This is a genomic window from Cupriavidus malaysiensis (genome assembly GCF_001854325.1).
GTDB classification, from domain to species: domain Bacteria; phylum Pseudomonadota; class Gammaproteobacteria; order Burkholderiales; family Burkholderiaceae; genus Cupriavidus; species Cupriavidus malaysiensis.
Genome location: NZ_CP017756.1, coordinates 16,971 through 35,797 on the forward strand (window position 1 = coordinate 16,971; position 18,827 = coordinate 35,797).

Annotated in this window: 21 protein-coding genes; 2 read left to right on the top strand and 19 right to left on the bottom strand. The window is 61.5% G+C overall.

Going from position 1 to position 18,827, the window contains the following annotated elements:
- Positions 1-3 precede the first annotated feature (3 nt).
- Both BKK80_RS34550 and BKK80_RS34555 read left to right on the top strand, forming a co-directional pair.
- Positions 4-270, top strand: coding sequence for a hypothetical protein (locus BKK80_RS34550; RefSeq protein ID WP_071073605.1), 267 nt, complete (start codon positions 4-6; stop codon positions 268-270).
- Between the two features lie 74 nt (positions 271-344).
- Positions 345-890 carry a hypothetical protein gene (locus tag BKK80_RS34555; protein ID WP_071073607.1) on the top strand — a complete coding sequence of 182 codons (546 nt, stop codon included), beginning with the start codon at positions 345-347 and terminating at the stop codon, positions 888-890.
- 42 nt (positions 891-932) lie between these two features.
- On the opposite strand, the gene BKK80_RS34560 is transcribed toward BKK80_RS34555, so the two are convergent.
- The 19 genes from BKK80_RS34560 to BKK80_RS34635 all read right to left on the bottom strand — a co-directional run bounded on the left by BKK80_RS34560 (position 933) and on the right by BKK80_RS34635 (position 18,825).
- Positions 933-1,421 carry a hypothetical protein gene (locus tag BKK80_RS34560; RefSeq protein ID WP_071073609.1) on the bottom strand — a complete coding sequence of 163 codons (489 nt, stop codon included), beginning with the start codon at positions 1,419-1,421 and terminating at the stop codon, positions 933-935.
- Positions 1,411-4,053, bottom strand: coding sequence for a DUF6531 domain-containing protein (locus tag BKK80_RS34565; protein WP_084545941.1), 2,643 nt, complete (start codon positions 4,051-4,053; stop codon positions 1,411-1,413). Before BKK80_RS34565 ends, BKK80_RS34560 begins: the two co-directional genes overlap by 11 nt.
- Before the next feature lie 175 nt (positions 4,054-4,228).
- Positions 4,229-4,714, bottom strand: a complete 486-nt coding sequence (locus BKK80_RS34570; protein WP_071073613.1) for a hypothetical protein — start codon at positions 4,712-4,714, stop codon at positions 4,229-4,231.
- Positions 4,715-4,782: 68 nt separating this feature from the next.
- Complete coding sequence (locus BKK80_RS34575; RefSeq protein WP_162287363.1) at positions 4,783-6,963, bottom strand: RHS repeat protein; 2,181 nt, start codon at positions 6,961-6,963, stop codon at positions 4,783-4,785.
- 1,036 nt (positions 6,964-7,999) lie between these two features.
- Positions 8,000-8,335, bottom strand: a complete 336-nt coding sequence (locus tag BKK80_RS37675) for a DUF1643 domain-containing protein (protein ID WP_236904063.1) — start codon at positions 8,333-8,335, stop codon at positions 8,000-8,002.
- Positions 8,289-8,417, bottom strand: a complete 129-nt coding sequence (locus BKK80_RS37680; RefSeq protein WP_236904065.1) for a DUF1643 domain-containing protein — start codon at positions 8,415-8,417, stop codon at positions 8,289-8,291. Before BKK80_RS37680 ends, BKK80_RS37675 begins: the two co-directional genes overlap by 47 nt.
- Positions 8,418-8,477: 60 nt before the next feature.
- Positions 8,478-8,852 (bottom strand): hypothetical protein, encoded by a 375-nt coding sequence (locus BKK80_RS37685; protein WP_236904067.1) that lies wholly within the window; start codon positions 8,850-8,852, stop codon positions 8,478-8,480.
- A gap of 222 nt (positions 8,853-9,074) precedes the next feature.
- Entirely contained in the window at positions 9,075-9,452 is a 378-nt protein-coding gene (locus BKK80_RS34585; RefSeq protein ID WP_157903447.1) for a hypothetical protein, read from the bottom strand.
- A gap of 17 nt (positions 9,453-9,469) precedes the next feature.
- Positions 9,470-9,928: a hypothetical protein gene (locus BKK80_RS38140; protein ID WP_236904069.1), complete on the bottom strand. Its 459-nt coding sequence runs from the start codon at positions 9,926-9,928 to the stop codon at positions 9,470-9,472.
- On the bottom strand, positions 9,925-10,269 hold the full coding sequence (locus BKK80_RS34595) for a DUF4031 domain-containing protein (protein ID WP_071073623.1): 345 nt from the start codon (positions 10,267-10,269) through the stop codon (positions 9,925-9,927). Before BKK80_RS34595 ends, BKK80_RS38140 begins: the two co-directional genes overlap by 4 nt.
- Positions 10,266-10,622 carry a hypothetical protein gene (locus BKK80_RS34600; protein WP_071073625.1) on the bottom strand — a complete coding sequence of 119 codons (357 nt, stop codon included), beginning with the start codon at positions 10,620-10,622 and terminating at the stop codon, positions 10,266-10,268. The genes BKK80_RS34595 and BKK80_RS34600 overlap by 4 nt, the downstream gene beginning before the upstream one ends.
- Positions 10,622-10,906, bottom strand: coding sequence for a hypothetical protein (locus tag BKK80_RS36905; protein ID WP_157903448.1), 285 nt, complete (start codon positions 10,904-10,906; stop codon positions 10,622-10,624). The genes BKK80_RS34600 and BKK80_RS36905 overlap by 1 nt, the downstream gene beginning before the upstream one ends.
- Positions 10,906-11,745, bottom strand: coding sequence for a hypothetical protein (locus BKK80_RS37695; protein ID WP_071073627.1), 840 nt, complete (start codon positions 11,743-11,745; stop codon positions 10,906-10,908). The genes BKK80_RS36905 and BKK80_RS37695 overlap by 1 nt, the downstream gene beginning before the upstream one ends.
- A complete protein-coding gene (locus BKK80_RS34610; protein WP_071073629.1) occupies positions 11,742-12,002 on the bottom strand; it encodes a hypothetical protein in 261 nt (86 codons plus the stop codon). The genes BKK80_RS37695 and BKK80_RS34610 overlap by 4 nt, the downstream gene beginning before the upstream one ends.
- 104 nt (positions 12,003-12,106) lie before the next feature.
- Complete coding sequence (locus BKK80_RS34615; RefSeq protein WP_071073631.1) at positions 12,107-13,930, bottom strand: DNA cytosine methyltransferase; 1,824 nt, start codon at positions 13,928-13,930, stop codon at positions 12,107-12,109.
- Positions 13,927-14,490, bottom strand: a complete 564-nt coding sequence (locus BKK80_RS37700) for a hypothetical protein (protein WP_071073633.1) — start codon at positions 14,488-14,490, stop codon at positions 13,927-13,929. The genes BKK80_RS34615 and BKK80_RS37700 overlap by 4 nt, the downstream gene beginning before the upstream one ends.
- 329 nt (positions 14,491-14,819) lie before the next feature.
- Positions 14,820-15,890 carry a hypothetical protein gene (locus BKK80_RS34625; RefSeq protein ID WP_157903450.1) on the bottom strand — a complete coding sequence of 357 codons (1,071 nt, stop codon included), beginning with the start codon at positions 15,888-15,890 and terminating at the stop codon, positions 14,820-14,822.
- A gap of 194 nt (positions 15,891-16,084) precedes the next feature.
- A complete protein-coding gene (locus tag BKK80_RS34630) occupies positions 16,085-16,573 on the bottom strand; it encodes a hypothetical protein (RefSeq protein WP_071073637.1) in 489 nt (162 codons plus the stop codon).
- Entirely contained in the window at positions 16,570-18,825 is a 2,256-nt protein-coding gene (locus BKK80_RS34635; protein WP_071073639.1) for a DNA topoisomerase, read from the bottom strand. Before BKK80_RS34635 ends, BKK80_RS34630 begins: the two co-directional genes overlap by 4 nt.
- Positions 18,826-18,827: the final 2 nt, after the last annotated feature.

Below are 18,827 nucleotides of genomic sequence, written 5' to 3' on the forward strand. Positions count from 1 at the left end.
TGTATGAACGAGACGCTGCAGCTGTACGTCACGATTGGAGCGATCCTGTTGGTGATTGCTCTACTCTGGGGGCCGCTACGGATGCTGGTGCATGGGATCTTCTCGATACTGACCCCTCCGGTGATTGCGGTTTTGAAGACGACCGCCCTCTGGATGATCTGGCTGTTGAAGAAGGTGGTTCGTGCGCACCTCTTGCTCCTGAAGAACCTCTTGACACCACACAGCATCATTTTCCCTACCCTACGCGACGATCAGGACCGCGAGATGTAGGGCGCATCTCTGCTGCCGACTTCCCCGAGGGGGTCACGCGGCAGTCATTCGAGCTCGTCTCGGGGTTCAAGGATATGCTGTTCGCGAGCAAAAGCTCTGGGGATCTCCGCCGCGCGGCGCTGGCGTTTTTCTTCGGCAAGCCCGCGCATGGAAAGGTGAGTTTCGACCTGGCGTGCGCTGCCCTTCAGGCCAGACCGGACGTGGTCCGCCTCCGCATCCAGTATGAGCTCTACCTGCGCATGATGAAGATGAGCGGGCCCTTCCCCTTCGCGACAATTGGCATCCCGCCGATTATCGAGGGAGAGATCATCTTTCATGCTGGCTTCGCAGGGCACGCCTTGGCGCGAGAAACCTGGGCACAGCCGGGAATCAGCCAGGGTGACTTGCTGACCGTCGTGAAGGAACTCGATGGCTTCAACCAAGAGGTCCTCCTGGAGGCACTCTCCAAGCTACACGAACAGCGCCTGATTGCATCAATTGGTTCGGTAGAAGTGTTCTGGTACCTCACCGGCAGGAATCCCTTGGAGAACAGGATGCACCGGCCGAGCCGCTTTGGGCGCGAAGTAGCTGTCGGAGGCACCGCGAGTTGGAGCCAGCTCTTTGGTCACGGCCATGGCTAGTGCCGTGCCTTTGGGCTTGAGTGGCTCCACCTCGCAATCACTTCAGTTCCACAAGCCGCTCAATCCCGCATCCGCGCCGAACCAATCAGGCCCGTTGGGATCGGTCTCCTCCCTGATGAACTCCAGAAAGGAGGCGACCGCCTCGGCCTGTATCGGCTGAAAACTCTGCCGGAACACCTTCCAGTCTGGTCGAGGCTCGAATCCCGGGTTATCCGGCAGTACCGCGTCCAGCGCCAAGTAGGCATATCCCATATCATCAAAGACGGTATGCAACAAGGACGGCAGGTAGTACTTGAAGAACGCGTTGCTAGTGCCTCTACGGATAGCAGCTGGGCTGACGCTACGAATCCAGTCTTCGAGGTGGACGTGGTCCCACGGACGCCCTAAGAACTTCTGCACGTCTTCATCAACCTCTGGATGCACGACATCATCCGCTCGGCGATGACTTGCCGGGATCGGAACGAGGGGGAAGGCCTTCTTCAGCTCGTCACGGATGCGGTCTCGCTTTTGCATAAAGAGATCAGAGTCCATTGCATACCTCGACTTGTTGCAGGACCTTTACCCACTCGCGCTGGTGGTTGTCGTCACCTCCTCGGAAGCAAATATTCATGATCCTCCTTCTTGAGTTCGCGCATTGTTGCAACGCGGCCTTCTTCGCCGACAGGATGTCGGCATTCTCACCCACTCGACAGTAAGCCTGACCGGTCTTGCAGTTTTGATCAACCTGACTCCTGAGTTTCGAGTACTCGTCTTCGTCGCAATCTCCGGGGGGAGTGCTCTTATCAAACTTCTTCACAACTACGTCGACTACATCCCCGCAAGCCTGCTGGAGCTTCGTGAGAAACCGGAGGACGTGGAGACCAGGACTCACCTCTTCAGCAGCCAAGTTGGGATCCAACGTGGACGCAGGCGTACTCGAAATAGGGTTCCAAGCCTGCCCCGGGCCCGGACGTAACGGCGGCACGTATGAGTTGGGGAAGGGAATCCCCTGTGCTTGCGCGGACTTGATCAGTCCTGACAGCCAGTCCTTCAACCAGGCGACCAAGGCGTTCCAAGTGGAGCTTGCCCCTTGTACAACGCTGGACGCTGCGGCATTCGCACTGACCGCATCACTACCGAAAGGACTGATGGTGCTGCCCTGCATGTCGGCCTGGGGAATGGTGATGTTGTCCAGGATCTGAATGAGTCGATGGGCCAGATCGTAGGTGTATTGGGTAATGAACCCCTGCGGTCCGGTGATGGCAGTGCGTTGCCCGATCGCGTCGTAGTCGTAATGGATGTTTTGGCCATCGATATTCGCGTCGGTCAACCAGCCTCGGGGGCTGTAGGCGTACTTGATCCGCGATCCATTGACATCGACCGCCTCCAGCAGCCGGCCCGCTCCATCGTATTGCACCGCCGTACCCGTCTGCCCCGCACCGTTGGTGACGGTCATCAGATTGCCTTGGCCGTCATACGTGAACGACCACTGGCCGGTCACGCTGTCGTCCACTCTATCGACCGCGGCGGTCACGAGACCATTGGCGTCATAGTTCCAGCCCGACGACGTCACCGCGCCCACCGGCTGGGCATTCACGCCCTGGCTTCCATTCGCATCGCTCGTCGCGAACCACGCGTATCCGATGAGCTGGCCCTTGTCGTCGTAGGAGAAGTAGTCGACACGGCCAGGCGCCGCGACCTTGACGGGCAACCGCCAGGTGGGGTGCCACTGCGTAGTCGTAGTCTTGGCATCGCTCGCACCGTAGCCTTCGATGCGTTGAGTCTCACGCCCCAAGGTATCGTAGGTGTACCGAGTCTCCCGATTGTTGAAGTCGGTTCGACTCGATACGTTGCCGCTCGCATCGTAGGCCGTGCGCTGCGCGACGTTGCCGCACTCCGGACAGGATGCTGATGCCGTTGTTGGTCGTAGTACATTATTGACCAACTCAAACGCTAGGTTCCGACTGGATCCGTCTGCCGATGTCACAACGGTCTGCCTTTGACCGAGAAACTGTAGCTGGACCTTATCTGCGCCACCGGCATGCTCCGTACCGACCGAACGCCCTTGTTCGTCATATGAGTATGAAGCAAAGCGTACGCCGGCTTCATCCGTAATGCCTGTCAGGGCCCAAGGGAAGCGCGAATCCTCATAGTGGTAGGTGCGGCTCTTGCCGTCCGGCCACGTTACCGATGCCAGCATTCCGTTGGTGTTGTATGCATACTGGCTGGTCTTCTGATCAGGACTCACCATGGTCGCGATGCGGCCGTTGGCATCGTAGGTGAATTGAATCGAGCGACCAAAACGGCTGGTGATCCGTATCAGCAAGTTGGCACGAGGCGCAATGGTCCGCGGCGTTGTGCTATCGCTGTAGACCAAGGTAGTGGTCCAACCATTGCGCTCTTGGACGGAGATCAGCTTGCCTGCGCTGTCGTAGTTCTCGACCGAACTTTCATGAGCATCCTTGTACTGCCAGCCTTGGATGGTGCGGTTCGCATCTAGAACGGGAACAATGCTGTCCGGCTGACCATCCATTGCCAACCAGGTACCCGAGACGGCGGTAAACCGCACAATTTCTCCGTTCTGCCTGAGTGCGGAGATCATTGGGTACCAAGTGTCCCTCAGTTGCAGGTCAAGGCGACGTTGATACTGATGCATCCAGAGGCCGCCGAATCCATCCTGTGGCGCCAAGAGATAGCTCGACCGGTACACGCGAGCAAGTGAAATATATTGCTGGTTGGCACTGGAAAAATCGAGTTCATCGTGACGCTTCACACCAGACCCTGGCATAATCGGGTTACCGACAGGGCAACTTAGATCTCGGATCCCGAAATCACCGGTCATGCCAGCTCGGGTATCGTTGATATTATTTACACCTGCCGTAATGGCGTAGTAAGAAGTGCGATCCGCACCATTGAAGGGAGGATAAAAATTCCACTTTACGGTGCAACCTGCAGGACTCGCACTAAAATCCATACCCACCACATAAGCCGGCGACGTATAGCGCGGATAGATAACCTCTGGCGTACAAAGTTCTTGCGGCGTGAGCTTGACAGTTCGTTGCTGAGGTGGACTGTTTAGATCAATTTGGAAGAAATAATACCAGCGCTGAATTGCTGCATCGGCGAACACTCCATGAAATAAGAGAAAACAAGCAAAAGCAAAACGAATTATTATTTTAATCATTTTATAAGAATCCGACTTCCCTGAAAATCAAGCACAACGATGGGGGCTACCGGTACCCCCTCGAAGTGGCACAACTGAATTTCAACGCCTTCCGGCCAACCCTTGCCTCCCGATTCGCGATTGCAGCGGCCGGATGGCTTCTCTCACGTAATTGGAGCGACCAGGGTCTCCGCCTCTACCTGTCAAGCATCGGATTCAGTCGCATCGCGGCAATAAACGACAGCAGGTTCGTGAGCATGATGTCCAGCCCGATCATTCGCCCCATAGCATGGTCGAGGTTAGTCGCCCCTGTGAAGGCAACGAGCAACTCCTGCATGGCAGATCCCCAGCTCAGCAGCCATTTCTCCGCGTCCGACTCCGCAAGCAAGATCTTCCCAAAGCCATGACTCATGAGAGCGACGACTCGCTTCGGCAAGCTCTCATACATCCCGGCGGTGCTCGCGTCAGCGATCCACGATGTGTGCATGATGTAGGTCGAGTCTTCCTGGTTACTCGAGCCTTGGTTGCCAAGGATCGCGAGCACATCTACCTCGATCTCATCCAGGAGTAGAAAAACCGGACTCCCGCGATCGTCGGCCCACTGCGTCACGGCGTCGGCCACCTCCGCGATGTAGCTAAGCCGCGATCGCAGCGATACGAGGAAGGCTTCGGTTCGCTCCATGGCCGGAGAGCGAAGATATTCCTCCAGTGCGGGAGGCAATGTAATGGGGGGCCGCATAATCGGTTGCCTTAGTAGAGGATAGGAACGTCCATGTTGGCGACGCGCTCCCACTCAGGGAGCTCCAGCGGCCAAGCGATACAGTAGAGCTTGACCCGGCGAATGGCATCCTTCAGGCGGGTCTGCTTCTGCAGAATGGCATTTCGATGTTTCTCGTCGGATCCGCCAGTTCCGCCGCTCAGGTATTGGGGCAGCCGCTTCGTCGTGAGTTCATGGTACGCGCTCTGCGCTTCGGACCGCGCGCGGGTACAACGCGGGTCTTCATCGCAGGCCATGGGTTCCGTAAGGCGATTGGCCAACTCTCGCAGGCTGCGATCAAACTGCTGCAGCAGCGCACTCGGATTCTGTCGCAGTCCTGCCCCGTCCTGCAGCTCCTCGGCCGGCGAGCTCGGCGCGTTCGTCGGCGCCTGACTCTTCGACGGCCAACTTGGCACCGGGATACGCAACAAGCCCGCCTGGGCATTCGCAGACGGGATCCAGGATGCCACCCAGCCTTTGAGCCACGTCCACAGATTCGACAACGCGCTCTGGACGACACCACTATCGGCTTGCGCTGGCCGATTGCCAGACAGCGCGCCGAAGGGGCTCGACAAATCACTGGCCTGCGAAGGCGCAGCCGACGCCAGACGCGCGACGAGGCGATGCGCGGCGTCATACTCGTAGCCTTCGTAGTAGCTTCCCGGGCCCCGCACTGCGGTCAGAAAGCCGTTGGCATCGTACTCATAGCTGCTGACAACGCCATTGACTTCATAGGCCGTGAGCGAGCCACGCGCATTGTACTGATAGCGCAGCCGCTCACCGTCCGTGTTGATGGCGTCAAGCAGGCGCCCCGCCGCGTCATACTGGATCGCCTGACCAACCTTGCCATCACGGTCGGTCAGCGTCTGTAGGTTGCCGTTGGCATCGTAGGTGAAGTACCACTGCCCGGTCACCGTATCGCCAGACATCTCCACTGCCGCCGTGACTCGACCACTGGCATCGTAGGTCCAGCCCGACGACGTCACCGCACCAGCCGGCTGAGCATTCACGCCCTGGCTGCCATTCGCGTCGCTCGTCGGGAACCAGGCGTAGCCGATGAGCTGGCCCTTGTCGTCGTAGGAGAAGTAGTCCACACGGCCAGGCGCCGCGACCTTGATCGGCAACCGCCACGTGGGGTGCCACTGCGTGGTCGTGGTCTGGGCGTCGCTCGCGCCGTAGCCCTCAATGCGTTGGGTCTCACGGCCCGAGGAGTCGTAGGTGTACCGCGTCTCGCGGTTGTTGAAGTCGACGCGACTCGACACGTTGCCGCTCGCATCGTAGGTGGTGCGCTGAGCGATACTGCCGCACTCCGGACAGGATGCTGAAGCGGTTGTCGGTCGCAGCACATTGTTAACCAACTCAAATGCGAGGCTCCGACTGGATCCGTCTGCAGAGGTTACAACGGTTTGCCTTTGACCGAGGAACTGTAGCTGAACCTTATCCGCGCCACTGGCATGCTCCGTACCGGTGGCGCGTCCTTGATCGTCGTATGAGTACGAAGCAAAGCGTACGCCGGCTTCATCCGTAATGCCTGTCAGGGCCCAGGCGAAGCGCGAATCCTCATAGTGGTAGGTGCGGCTCTTTCCGTCCGGCCACGTTACCGATGCCAGCATGCCGTTGGCGTTGTAAGCATACTGGCTGACCTTCTGATCAGGACTCACCATGGACGCGATGCGAGCATTCGCATCATAGGTGAACTGGATCGATCGACCAAAGCTGCTAGTGACCCGTATCAGCAAGTTGGCGCGAGGCGCAATGGCCCGCGGCGTTGAGTTGTCGCTGTAGACCAAGGTAGTGGTCCCGCCATTGCGCTCCTGGACGGAGATAAGCTTGCCCGTGCTGTCGTAGTTCTCGATCAGATCATTCTTATTGTCTTTGTACTGCCAGCCTTGGATGGCGCGGCTCGCATCGAGAATGGGAACAATGCTGTCTGGCTGACCATCCATCGCCAACCACGTACCCGAGACCGCGGTAAACCGAACAATTTCTCCATTCTGTCTGAGCGCAGAGATCATCGGGTACCCGCTCTGCCGCAACTGTAGATCAAGCCGTCGTTGGTACTGATGCATCCAGAGCTTTCCGAATCCATCCTGCGGGGCGATCAGGTAGCCGGATCGATACCGGCGGCCGAGGGAACTCAAGGGGCCATCAGTTGCGGCGTAGTCAAACTCCACGAGAGTCTTCACGCCAGACCCAGGCATGATCGGGTTACCGACGGGGCAACTTAGATCTCGGATCCCGAAATCACCAGTCAAGCCGGCCCGGGTATCGGTAATATTCGTCGCGTCAGCCCAAATTGCGTAGTTTGAGATTCTATCCGTCGCCATGTGATAAGGCGGCAGCATGTTCCATTTCACGGAACAATGACTCGGAGCAATATATTCTATACTGACTACATAATATGGCGCCTGATAACGAGGGGAGATTATCTCAGATGTGCAGAGATCTTCTGGCGTAAGCCTAATAGGTCGATTTGGATTATTATTATCAGCCTGAAAAAAATAGTACCAACTCTGGATCGTGTCCGCCGAAGTCGAACTCGAAAAAAGTGCCCCAAAAATAAGCGCACAGCATATTATTATATTATGCATTAGTAATTTACCCCACTTCCCTGAAATATAACCCCGGAACCTCGACAAGAAACCGAAGATGAGTCTATCAAAATTATTCTCTGCAATTGAATCGAGGCAAAATCGGCGCGGATCAGAGCAACGCGAGCAGATGCGACCGCCATCCAGGCCACTCAGACGCCGGCCATGAAACGAAGTGCGGCCACGATCAATGGTGAGAGCGGCTTCCTAGATTTGACGTACGAGGACATCTGAGACGACGAACCCCGAGTGGCCCACTTGGATCCACGTTCGACCGCGGGACCCATGCGAATAGAGGACTCGTTACGTTGCAAACGCAAAGCGCAAACGTCCCCCAAGTTTCCTGAGAGCTTCATTTTTGTAACCCCTTCCCTGCGATTGCCACTTGATGCGGCATATATTGTGTGAAGCGGAGTCTAAATGAAGCGGCGTCGAAGCCTCTATAGTTTTACTTAACTCTCAATTAAGTGTTGTTTATACCGCCTCCTACCGCGTTCGTCGTCAAGGTTGCGGGCGTCGGCGCAAGCTGCTTGCCACGACGAGTTGTTGACCCGGCAAAGGCCACAGCGGCGTACTTGATGCGCACCTGTTGCTATGTCGTCAAAAGGTCCACAGGCAGCTACGGCCGAAACTGCGCCCGCCCCAGGAACGGCTGTGGCACGGTCGCAGCGGGGATGTACAGGGGGTGCTTTGGACTACCGTCACGGTTCAGCCCAAGATGGTGAAGAAGCCCTAGCCCCCCACGCATCCGGATCATCCGCAGTACCTCGGAGGCGCGTACCGGTGCCGCCTTGTGGGCACCCAACGCACAGATGACCATTGCGGACCGCTCCAGCGCATCCAATATGGAAAAGCCTGCCCAATAGGGATCCCCCAGCGGAGCCGGATGCTTCAGCAGTCCCACTGGATTAGTCGATCGCAGGGGAAACAGATTGACCACCTCCAGCCCCCCCATACTTTCCGGCGATCGCGCGCTGCACGCAGCGAGTGATGGTCGGGTCGTCGACCTTGAGGTCGGCCATCGACGCGTTGAGCATGATGAAGCCCAGCGCAGGCCGGTCGCTGTCCCATTCGCGCCAGAGGCGGTAGCGGTATTGCTAGCAGTCCGACAGGATGGCGCCGGCCTTCCCGACGAAGGTCTGGGTGACGAGGCGCTTCATGACACGATTATTCTGCGAAGAAATGAGAGTCGTCCGATTGCCGGCTCCGGCCGCGCCGGTAGACTGGCCGGCATGGGTACAACCGAAGACGACCTGCGCGCTGAGATCGCCGCGCTGCAACTGATGGTGCGGGCTATGGCCGAGGTACTGCCGCCGGCCGGCGTGGCCCGTGCGGTTGCACGCGCCCGACTCGACTGCACCGAGCTGGCGATGCGGCACCGAGCCGGTGGCCTGGGCGTTGAGGCCGGTCGCATAGCGCGCGCGATGGCACGACTGGCGGATGACGTGACGCGGTTCGGGTAAAGGGCGCATCTCACCGCCCTCCCCCTTCTGTGGGCCCCTCGATCGAGTTCCTCCGCAAGCTTCTTGCCCTGTCCCCCCTCACAGCGATCGCTCGCACGGGCTTCAGCACGATCGGCAGCTGGCTGCCCTTGCAGCCCACTGTGCGGCATCTGGCCTTCGGGTCAAGGCGGTTCCACAGGGCATCCAGCGTGCAGGGGCAAGAAGGGTACAGCTTCAGCTCAGCATGGGCGGTCATGCTTCCTCCATTTCGTCCTCAGGCACCGCCAAGCGATGCACGATGGTCGGCAACGCGATTTGTGCCGGGGCGATTCCCCAGGCGGCGAGCAGAGCGGTGAAGGCCGGACGTGATACGCGGGGAAGCCGTGTTCGTGGGTTCCAGCCGTTCTTGGCGAAATCCTCGCGTAACAGGCTAAGCGCGTCCTCGTCCGCGGCTGTGTAGTAGGTTCGGTTGCGGCCAGGCTCGTCTGGGCGTCGCTCGGCGTTCACGTGCGGCTGGACATAGCGCAGTACTGCGCGCACGTTCGCCCCCGCCGCTTTGATTTCTCTCGCAAACACCTCGGCGCAGACAGAACGGCCATCTAGCAAGGCGTCGATGACGGCCAGTGCCACGGATCTGCGGCCTGTCGTCATCCTGTTCCTTCCTGATGCCGAGCTGCGCTAGCCTCCGCCGTTCCATAAGAAGAAGGGGCGACAGACATGAAGGGCAGTTGGCGATGGGCGGCAATCGCCATGGCGGTCACTGGGACCGCTTGCGCCACGGAACGCCAAGCACCACCCGTCGGCGACGAGCTGGAATGCACGCTCGCGAAGCCCGTGTACCCGAAGGAGGCGATAGCCGACCGCGCCGCGGGCCGCGCCATGGTCAGATTGAAGGTGGGCGAGTCTGGCGACGTCGAATACGCAGCAATTGAGCAATCGTCGAGCGATGCGAGGCTTGATCGGGCAGCTGTCGAAGCGATTGCGCGCATGCGGTGCAGACCGGCCGACGGATCGGCGTTACCGTTCAGACTCCCCGTCACCACGGTGCAACCCATCGACTTCGAGCTGAGCCAGCCCGCCATGACGGAGTAGCTGGTGCCGATCATGCCGCACTTCCTTCTGCCATGCCGCGCTTGTAGGCAAGATGCCCGCGATGCCATGCCTCGGCCTCGAGCGGCGTGCCCAGCTTGCCATGCGCGCGGCGATGCGCCACCATCGCGCCGGTCTGCCGCCAGGTGATTTCCACTGCGCCGGCTGCCACAGCGGCCGTACGCTTGCTCAGGCAGATGTCGTAGTGGCGGCGTTCGGTGCCGGGCTTCTGGAACCAGCGGCGCGCCACGCCGATCCTGGCGGCCATCGCGTGCAGCTCTTCGTCGGTATCGGCAATCATGTGGCACATGACCATTCCGCGATAGGACGCGCGCATGTCGTCGACATAGACCGTCATAGTCGCCCCCCCCTCACGCGGTACTCCCAGTGGTGTCCCCCGCTACCGCCGTGGCTCACATACTTGACGTCGATCCCGTATGCATCAGCCTCCCGCTGGCAAAGGTGGGCGTGGCAGAACCGGCCCAGCGCGGCCTCCCAGTCTTTCGGAATCGCGGCGCGCACTTGGCTCTCCACAATCCCGGCCGGCCCCGACTGGATGACGGCTGCGATGGCGGCCTTGAACTCAGGGCTCTGCGCCAGCGCGGATTGCCCTGACTCTCGCGGCGTGAGTCCCGGGTAGGGGAACGACTCGAATCGGGTCTCATCGAGCTGCGGCGCGGGCGGGACGAGAAGCAGGTCGGATTGGTGCATCACGCCGCACCTCCCTCGCGCCGGCCGGTTGGCACGCAGCCGAGCTCGCGCGGACCAGCAAGGCGGGCGCTGAAGCGCGCGCCACGTGGCGGCCGGCTTACCATGTTGGCCTGGACACATACAATTGCTCGTTCGGCGGTCCTGGCGCGGGCGTAGAACGTCGCATGATAGGTCGGACGTTTTTCCGGGCCCGCGGTCACATCCACCGTCCACTTTTTCCACTCCTTGTCGCGCCAGTAGGCCTCGGCATCGGCGGCATCACCAAACGGCAGGGCGCGTTGCATCACACCCCACCCTCGATCTGGGCGGCCATGGCGGCGCGATCGCGGCGTTCGATCTCGGCCAGGATCAGGGCGCCAGCCTTCTCCAGATTGCGGCGCGGCAAGCCTGGCTTCCACCACTCGATTGCCCATGGCCACAACGCAGGAGCCGAGTCGCGCGGGCCTGCGATGGCGTAGCACGAAGCCGCCATAGCCAACTCGCCCCTGGAGTGCTCGTCTTCATGCTCCGGTGTCCAGCCCTCGGCCTCGACCTGCCGGGGGCGCTCGGCCAGGACATCGCGCTCCGCTGCGCTGTCGGTGGAGAGAACGGATAGAGCGTGACGGACGATACTTGCCAGTTCGGCACGACTGTAGATGCCTGCCTTGAACAAGGTTCCGTCTTCGATCTTGCCGGCGATCACACTGATCAGGCGGTGCGTCTCGGGATCAAGCGCAGGCTTCCGCGTCCTTTCCTGCCTCGCATCGCGCGCCTCGCTGCAATGGGAGGCGCGCAGGATGCGCTCGGCATTCCGAAAGTCAACCATATGCACGCCATTGCCCAGCGCCAGGTTCTCCATGCCCATGCGCAGATAGTGAAGTGCATCCGTCAGCGCGGCAGGCGATGCGCTCGGCTTGCCGTGATCGCAGTGAATGCAATGCACGCGCCCCGTGCCGAGGTCTTTGGCGTATTGGCATTCCTGGCCGAAGACCGTCTTGCATTCGGAGGCGCTCGGCTCGCTCTGCTGCGTCGGCGCGCTGTTCGCCTTCGCCCACTCCCGAATCGCATCGCACACCTTCTGCGGGTCACATACGCTGCCACCAGGGATGGTCTCGTGCAGCATCTTCTCGATGTCGAGGGTCATGCTTGGCTCCTTTCGCGTACCCAGCCCATACCGGTATGGCGGATCTTCCCGGCCTTGCGCAGAGCCTGCAGCCGGCGGTCGAGGACGCGATCTGCATCGACGGCGCGCCAAGCCGACAGGCGTCGTGCCTTGGTGTCATCCTCGGCGATGCGCGTACACTCGTCTGCAATCTCGTGCGACCAGATTTCTGAGAAGGATTGCGGCCGGTCGCCGATCATTCTCAGGATCAGGACGTCGAGCTTTTCGTACTTGGTCATGATGCCTCAAAGGGTTGCCCAACGGAAAGGATGTCGGCAGGCGGCCAAATCTAGGAGCTCATCGGCGCGCCTGGCGGATTGCGTAAAGCGAGCGACTCAGGAGATCATGCCGCCATCCTCCGTTCCTTCGCCTCACGTGCCGACCAGCTGGCCAGCTCGGGCACATTCGCGCGCACCAGCGCGGCCGCCATCGGCGGGCTGACGCTGTTCCCGCACATGCGCACCTGGGCATGCTTCGGCAGCCGGCGACCGTCGATCACGGGCGCGATGACATAGCTGGCCGGGAAGCCCTGGGCCGCGTACAGCTCGTGCGGCTCCAGCATGCGCATGCCGATGTCGGCGATCTGGTATTCCTCGCCGGCCACCGTCACCAGGCCGATGCGGTCCTTGGTGGGGATGGTGTGCATCGGATCGCGGCAGTCCTGGTGCTGGCCGCCTTCGCTGTAGTACTTCACCAGGAAGGCGCGGACCTCCGCCACATGATTGCCGGTCGTCAGCGTGGGCACAGGCGCCGTCGCGGCGCCGCCTGAATGGCCGGTCGTGTTCACCATGAGGTTCGACGTGACCAGGCACGTGTCACCCTTCGCCATGATGGTCTGCATCGGCTCGCCCGCGTCACGCGGCCGGCTTTGCCCGGCCCGGCCGCCGCAGCCGACCAGCTGGGCCGCCACCAGGGCATGGTGGTCGGTGGTCGTGATGGTGTCGACCGGGGCGTACAGCGGCACGCCGGGGCCTGTGTAGTTGCCGCCGTAGTGCTTGGCCAGGAAGGCGGACACGAGCGCGTGCTTGGCGCCACCGGCCACGACCGTGCCGAGCGGCTTGTCGAGCCCGGGCGCGCGGGGCGCCTGGCCGGCGCGCTCGCCGTAGCCGGTCTGCACCAAGGTGGCTGCAGCCAGGGCGAAGTGACCGCCCTTGACCTCGGCGCATTGGGTGCGCAGAGGCTCATTGGCGTGGAACGTGCGCTGCATTGAGGCGTTGGCGCATTCCGTGGTGAAGGGCGCCGCGATGCTTTCAGGCAATCGGACGGCGAACGGCTCGGCCGAATCAATAACGTAGCGGCGCAGGCCGCGCGCGATCCGACGCCGCGTGGCCTCGGCCAGGGGGCGGGCGCGTTCGAAGATCGACGGGCAGGGGATGGACCAGTCAATGCACTCGGCCGCCGTCCGCCAGGGCTTGCGCTTGCCGGCCTTGACCGCCGGGCTGCCGGGGGCCCCGTGGGTTGGTTCCGGCCAGACAATAGGCTTACCGTCGCGGCGCGCGATGAAGAACAGGCGCTTGCGGATGGTCGGCGCACTGTAGTCGCACGCACGCAGCTCGCGCCATTCAGCCTTGTATCCCAGTCCATGAAGTAGGCGCTGGGCCAGGGCGCCTTGAGGATCTAGGCCCAACGCCTCGCAGGCCTCAGCGAACGCTGGGTGGTCCGCCGCAATGCCCGTCGTGAGCATGGCGACGAAGCCCAGGAACGTCTCCCCTTTCCGAGCAGGGTCGGGGTGGAAGTGGCCGGGCGCTACTTCCATCAAAGCGCCCCACGTGACGAATTCCTCGACGTTCTCCAGGATCATGACGCGCATTTCCGTCAGGAGTGCCCAGCGGAGCGAGACAAACGCCAGCGCCCGGATGTTCTTGTCGCGTGGCTTGCCGCCCTTGGCCTTGCTGAAGTGCTTGCAGTCAGGGCTGAACCAGCCCAGGCCCACCGGCCGGCCGCGCGTGACCCTGATCGGGTCCACGTCCCACACGCTCTCGCAGTGGTGCTCGGTCTGCGGATGGTTCATGGCGTGCATCGCCACGGCTTCGGGGTCGTGGTTGATGGCAATGTCAACGTGCCGGCCGAGGGCCAGCTCAATGCCGCAACTAGCTCCGCCGCCGCCCGCGAAGTTGTCCACGATAAGTTCGGGCGCAATGTCCAGTAGGAACTGGTCGCGGATCAAGCTGCACCTCCCGGGCTCTTTTCGTCCGAGGCGGCATTGCGATCTGCGACGGTCCGCAATGGCAGCGATGGCGCCTGGTCCATGTGCGACTCGATTAACCACGAGCCGAACGAGGTAACACCGTAGCGGCCGAAGCCAAGGGATTGCACCAGACCAAGCTCGGCGAGCCGCCTCATGGATTCTTTCGAGACCGTGTAGCCGTCCGCATCGCTGTCCTCGCACTGAGCATTGAACATGGCCAGGTCGGACATGTCGTCGGCAGCGACGAGCCGCCGCGCTTTGCAGGGTTCCGTTTGCTCCAGCGAGGAGACGGGCATCGCGTTCTTCGCCACCCACTCCCGAATGGCATCGCACACCTTCTGCGGGTCGCATACACTGCCCCCCGGAACCGTCTCGCGCAGCATCAGTTCAACATCGGGCCCTTGCTGTGGCGTCGAGCGGGATTGGATCGCTGCGTCAAGAACCTCGTCAAGCGTCGCATAGCCATTGCGATTGGCAATGCCGAGAGCATTGCGGAACAAGTCCGCCGCCATCTCGTTCTGGTACAGGTCGGCCGTCATTCCGTTCATCTCCGTGGAGCAGTAGTTGCCGAGTGCGACGGCGTGTCGGTCTCCGGTACAGCGGTATCCCCCAACATCTCCCCGCACTCGATCGCATGCGCGTCGCACGCGAGTTGCGTTGTGGCCTTGTCGGCGAGGGGATTCGACTCAAGCTTCGATTGGCGCCAGGCAATGCGCATTGCGATCTCCGATCATTTACGTCTTTGTGCTTTGCTGCCCCCCAGGGGCGATCGAATCGGCCGGAACTGCGGCCCGGCGACCTCAGCAAGAGATGCCGTATCCGTGGCGGGTACGCCGGGGCCGGACCAACACGGCCGACGCTCCAGCAGTCACGCCTCCACCGCGAGACTCGAATCGGCAGCGACTTCACCGTCACCGTCGGGCAGCAGGCTCCCCTGGCGGGGATCGACGTCCGTACGCGTGCCGAGGGGCTCCGCGTTCGCGGCCGCCTTAGTAGCCTTCCGCTGCTTCCTGGCGTCACGATCCGCCAAACGCGCCTTGTGCTCGTCTACAGCCGCAAGCATGTCCAGGAGGCTTGCAACGCAGTTCACGGGAAGGCTGACCATCGCGGTCTCGGTACCCTCCTCCGTGTACTTCCCGATGTCCTTGATCAGGAGGCTTCGCGTTTCCGCGGGAATGGTTGCGGCGATGCGATCCAGCGATGACACGACCGACCCAATGACCCGCTTCGGTAACGCCGGTCCGGCGATCGACTTGTTGGTAATGCGGCCATCGCCGGACGCCTCCGCGGCCCTGACAGATGCCACCAGGAACTTCGTCGCCTTGTCGAGATCGCCCTTGAAGCGAGCGAGCACGTTTAGTACGACGTGTGCCCTTACCTTGTCGTCGATGAGCAACTGCTGAACCTCGGGCCCAAACGCTGCAAGTTGCACCATCGTTCGCACGTGCTGCTCTGACCGGCCCACGCTCGCCGCGACATCGGCATGCGACGCGCCTTCCAAGCTCATCATGTCCGAGTAGAGGATCCCCTGCTCCAGCGGGATCAGACGCAGGCCGTTGCTGCTCGTGTCCATGTAGGCAAGACGTTCGTATGGTGAGCCATTGAACTGCCGGACCTCCAGCTTGATCTGGTGCCCTTCCAACTTGATCAACTCAACGGCCGCGTGCAGACGGCAGTGGCCTTCCTCGACGTAGATCACCCCGTCCTCGACCGTGACGTCGATCGCCGGGATCCGGCCCCCTCGCCGCATGACGGCCTTCAGCGAATCGATGTGCTCCCGCAATGCCGGCCGCATGAAGCGGCGGTTGTAACCCGGGCGGACCTGGATCAGGAGTGGATCCACGAAGAAGTTTGTGTGCTTGTTGACGCCCGGGACCTTCCGTTCGGCCATGGCCTTGAGCGACGGATCGGGACGAGTGCTCGGCGTTGCGACAGACATCAGACGCTCCCCTAATTCGGTGTCATGGTGACACCAATTATAGGGAGGCCGGCGCCGAGCGCAAGTATAATTTTGCTGCTACGGTGTTTTTTGTGCTTACGCAGTTGTTGCGGGAACTGCGCGGGAAACTGGGGGAGAGACGCTGGACCAGGCGTCCATGCCCGGCCAACGTCGAGACGTGCGGCCGGTGTCCGCTATGCCCAAGAGTCTGACTTCGGGAGAAACGGGACGGCCGTCCACGAGGACGTACAAAGTACGGCTAGCCACATGACAACGACCGCCAGATATTCGGTCGCGGTCACAGGTGGCCGGTCCGCATAGGCACAGACCTGCGCCAGCGCGAACAGCATCGCGGTGATGCTGGCTACCGCTCCGATCGCCCAATGACTTCGGGGCACCGAGTCGAGCCGACCGGCCCGCGAACCCGTCCCGCTCTCGGATAGGTGTTGCAAGACCATGAGGCAGGCCGTCACGCTGGAAGCGAGCCAGCTCGCAAGGATGTTCGCCCAGAAGCCGAACTGCATGGCCGCGATGATTTCCCACCAGTGATCGAAGGCGGCACCAACAATGGCGACTGCCAGCGCGGTCCCCCCGGCCCCAGCTGCCGTGAGCTTGATTGCGGCCCGCCAGGTCGGCCGCTGTGTGGATGCTGGCCGGGATTGATTCGATCCGACGCGGTTCATGCGGCCCCCTTTGTGGTGACGGCTGCATTCTCCGTGTGTTTGCAGGTAGGATAGGCGGTGCACCCCCAGAACTGCCCGTTCCGCCCTGGCCGCAAGCGCATTGGGGCGCCGCATTGCGGACAGATCTTGCCTTCTCTCGAGCCTGAGTGTCCTTGCGCTTCGCGCGGCGGGAACTCGGCGGTCACCTTGAACTCATCGTTGAGAACGAGGTAGGCACTGAACGGCCGCTTTGTCTTCGTGCTGATGAAGCCGGATAGCAGGTCGGTACGGCGCTGCGTGAGCAGCTGGGTCAGCTCCTCCGGGGACAGGGCGCGCCCAAAGGCCGTCTTCCAGATCGAGAAGTCGCAGCTGGCACAGCGGTGCGTCCGAACATCATCCTCAAGCTGCCCGCCACATGATGGGCAGACGGCCTCCACTGCGGCCGCGGCAGACTTGACGCTCGGTGCACGCTCCCGTGCCGTGGTGACGAGTTGTGTCGTCAGGTCCTTGATCCCCTGCATGAACGTTTGCCGATCGTACTGCCGGCTCTGCATGAGCAGGAGCTGGTGCTCCCATTCCCCGGTAGTCTGCGCGGACATCAGTGCTTGGGCATCGAGCTTGACCAGGAGATCGCGCAGACCGAATGCCCTATCGGTGGGCACCAGGTGGACGGACTTCTTCTCCTTCACACGGGTCAGATAGGCGTCACCGAGGAGCTTCTCGATAGTTGCCGCACGTGTCGCCGGGGTTCCGAGGCCTCGCTCCGCCATGGCGTCGCGCAGATCGGCATCTTCGAGGTCCTTTCCGGCGGTTTCCATCGCGGCCAGCAAGGCGGCTTCTGTGAATCGCGAGGGCGCTTGCGTCTTCCCTTCATGCACCTGGACCGACTCCGTCTTTGCCGGATCACCGGGGGAGTATGTCGCAAGCGGGTCCCCTTCTTCCCCGTCCGTCTCCCCATACACAGCGAGCCAGCCGAGCGTCCGCAGCACGGAACCTGTGGCCACGAACAGGTGGCCGACGATTGTGGTCTCGCGCCTGGTCTGCATCCGCTCCGCGTCCGGATAGAAGATGGCGAGGAAGCGACGAACGACCAGGTCGTAGATCTTCGCTTCGGCATCCGACAGATCTGCCGGCAACGCCCCGGTGGGGATGATTGCAAAGTGGTCTGAGATCTTCTTGTTATCAAATACCCTTTTCGTTGGCTTTACCCAATCGTTCGCCAGGATGGGACCCGCTTCGCGCTGATACCGCTGCTCACCCAAGGCGGCAACTGTCTTCTTGACCGTATCAACATAGTCTTCCGGAAGCGCCTTGGCGTCCGTCCGCGGGTAGGTCAACGCCTTGTGTCGATCATAGAGCGCCTGGGCAATGTCGAGCGTCTCTTTGGCCGAGAAGCCGAAGCGCTTGTTCGCCTCGCGCTGCAGTGTCGTGAGATCGAAGAGCGATGGGGCCGACTTCTTGACCGGCTTGGCCGTGTCCACAATCCTGCTGGGAGCAGCGGCACCGCACGCGGCGACGATGGTGTCCGCCGTCGCTCTATCCCAGAGGCGCTCAGCAGCTTCACCTGCTGCCCGTTGGTCGTCCGGCACGTGGTACTTCGCGACATAGCTGCCCGCGGGGAGTCCAATGGTGGCACGGACTTCAAAGTACTGGCGAGGGACGAAGTTGCGAATCGCCTCCTCGCGTTCGACCGTGAGCATGAGAACCGGTGTCTGAACCCGACCGACCGGCGTCGTGACGCCCGTCAGGCATGCCATAACCCGGGAGCCGTTGATCCCGACGATCCAGTCCGCCTCGGCACGGGAGCGCGCTGTGGTCGCCAACGGGATCATCTCCGCGTCGGACCGCAGCGACTTCATCCCTGTACGAATGGCCTCCGCGGTCATTGACTGTAACCACAGCCGCTGGATGGGCTTCTTCGACTTGGCATAGCTGACGATACGACGAAAGATCAGTTCCCCCTCGCGTCCCGCGTCGCACGCATTGACGATGGCGTCGACATCGGGGCGGTTGATCTGCCGTACCAAATTCTTCAGGACCTGGGTGGTCTTCGGGAGGGCCTCCAGACCGAAGGCCGGCGGTATCACCGGGAGCCGAGACAGCGTTGTCGCGTGGTCGTTCGGCACAACGATTTCGACCAGGTGCCCTTGAGCGGGTGCGATGACTGCGCGGTCGCTCTCGTAGTACCCGTCCTTGCGCGAGAAACCACCCAAGGCCGCCGCGATGTCTTTGGCAACAGATGGTTTCTCGGTGATGATCAGTTGTTTCGCCACGG